The 1,877-nt window shown below is 40.5% G+C and carries 1 protein-coding gene; it reads right to left on the bottom strand.

The genetic code is table 11. The features are described from left to right. Positions 1 to 77: 77 nt before the first annotated feature. Positions 78 to 1,322 (bottom strand): group II intron reverse transcriptase/maturase, encoded by a 1,245-nt coding sequence (gene ltrA / locus JMM81_RS22490; RefSeq protein WP_256243793.1) that lies wholly within the window; start codon positions 1,320 to 1,322, stop codon positions 78 to 80. Positions 1,323 to 1,877 lie beyond the last annotated feature (555 nt).

A 1,877-nucleotide genomic window follows, 5' to 3' on the forward strand; every position in this document is an offset into this window, starting at 1 on the left:
GGCAAGTAGACCACTGGAACCTCCCCAGTAGTCTCTCTCAGAACCGGACATGAACCTCTCAGCTCATCCGGCTCCCATTATTCAGCCGTAGGTTTGATACCTATATCCCAGTGTTTGAAGAGTTTAGGATTTTGTTTAGAAATTCTGCCAAGAAAATCTTCTGCCCTTTTCTTGTGTCGAGATAACTTTTTATATTTCCTTCTCGCCCACGTAATTAAGGCTTTATTTATGTGCCTTAAAGAGGAGTACATTTCAGATTTGTAGAACTTCCCATAGTAGTTAATCCACCCTTGAATTACTGAGTTAAACATATTTGATAGGTCTATGAGCTCTTTATCAGCCTTCAATTGTAGTTTCCAATCTCTCACTTTTTGCTGAATTGATTTCTTAGATTTATTACTGATGGCTGGCGTGAAATTCACAAAATGTTTTCCCCACCTGTTCTTCGACAGCCTTGGTCTGAACGTGTATCCCAGAAAATCAAACGCTATGTTTTCATGATCTTCTCTCCTGTCCGCATCCTTACAATATACAATTTTTGTTTTGGAAGGATGTAGTTCGAGTTTACATTCGTTCATCCTCTCGCTTAAGGATTTGAGCACTTTCTTTGCTTCTTCCTCTGTCTTGCAGTGGATGACTGCGTCATCTGCATATCTAGCGAACGGATTATTTGGGTGATTAATAGCCATCCATTTATCAAACGTGTAATGTAAAAATAAATTTGCTAATACAGGGCTTATGACACCACCTTGCGGTGTGCCAGATGTACGTTCTTTTATTCCCTCTTTCGTTTGAAAAGGTGCTCTTAACCATCTTTTGATGTATAACTTAATCCATTTGACTTGCGTATGCTTTTCTACTGCTCTCATTAATAAATCATGGTCTATATTATCAAATAGACCTTTAATATCGAATTCCAGTACCCAATTGTACTTCCAGCATCTTTTTCGAGTTATCTCTATCGCTTGAATGGCACTTTTCTTAGGTCTGTATCCATAAGAATCCTCATGAAAGAATGGCTCCACCGAAGGTTCGAAATATAACTTCACTGTCATTTGTGCAATTCTATCCGCAACCGTTGGAATTCCAAGTGTCCTAGTACCTCCAGCTTTCTTCGGTATTTCTACAGCTTTGACAGCCGGTGGAAAGTAGCTTCCAGATGACATTCGGTTCCATACTTTATAAAGATTGTCTTTGAGATTTCCTTCGAACTCTGCTATGGACTGCTCATCAATTCCTGCTGACCCTTTGTTTGCTTTAACTCTTAGAAAGGCTTCATATACTATGTTTTTAGATATCCCATATGGCTTTGTTTTATGCATAAGTTCCTCCCAATTTGATGGTTGACTTGTTTATAAAACTGAATAACATAACCCCTTTGCTCCATCTCCGTTAGGAGATTTCATTGCTACTACGAGTTATTCCGTCCCTATACATGGCATTGGTACTCTGATTCTTGTGGGGCTTCCACTTGTAATCTCTCCCTTGGCATCCATGTCGTAGGTTCCCACGTTCCACACAAAAGCCTGCATTAAGTTCACGCCACCTTTATACCGGTCACCGAACGGACAGTAAACAGGTTCCCTCCGAACTAATCCTGAGTTAACGACTCCCCCTCAGTTTTGATGACATCTCTACGCTTTCGATACTTCTTCAGTGGTTCAATGGTTTTCGTCTCCTTAATACCTACCTGACAAAATCTTGTTCTGCCTTTTCCCTAACGCTCAATACCATAGCTTTTGACTAAAGCACCTTAGGGTGGTTTGCAATCTCTACCTGTATAGCGATTGCGAGAGGCCTTCTCTCATCTTAAGTGCAGCATAGCTTACTATGTGTGATTCTCAAGCACACTTCGTTTGCTTTCGTGGCACACAGTC

Origin of the sequence: Bacillus sp. V3B (assembly GCF_024494465.1) — a bacterium.
Taxonomy (GTDB): Bacteria; Bacillota; Bacilli; order Bacillales; family Cytobacillaceae; genus Bacillus_BD.

What these genes read in the sequence shown, in the direction of transcription:
- ltrA (WP_256243793.1), bottom strand. Translation starts at nt 1,322, where the DNA reads ATGCATAAAACAAAGCCATATGGGATATCTAAAAACATAGTATATGAA.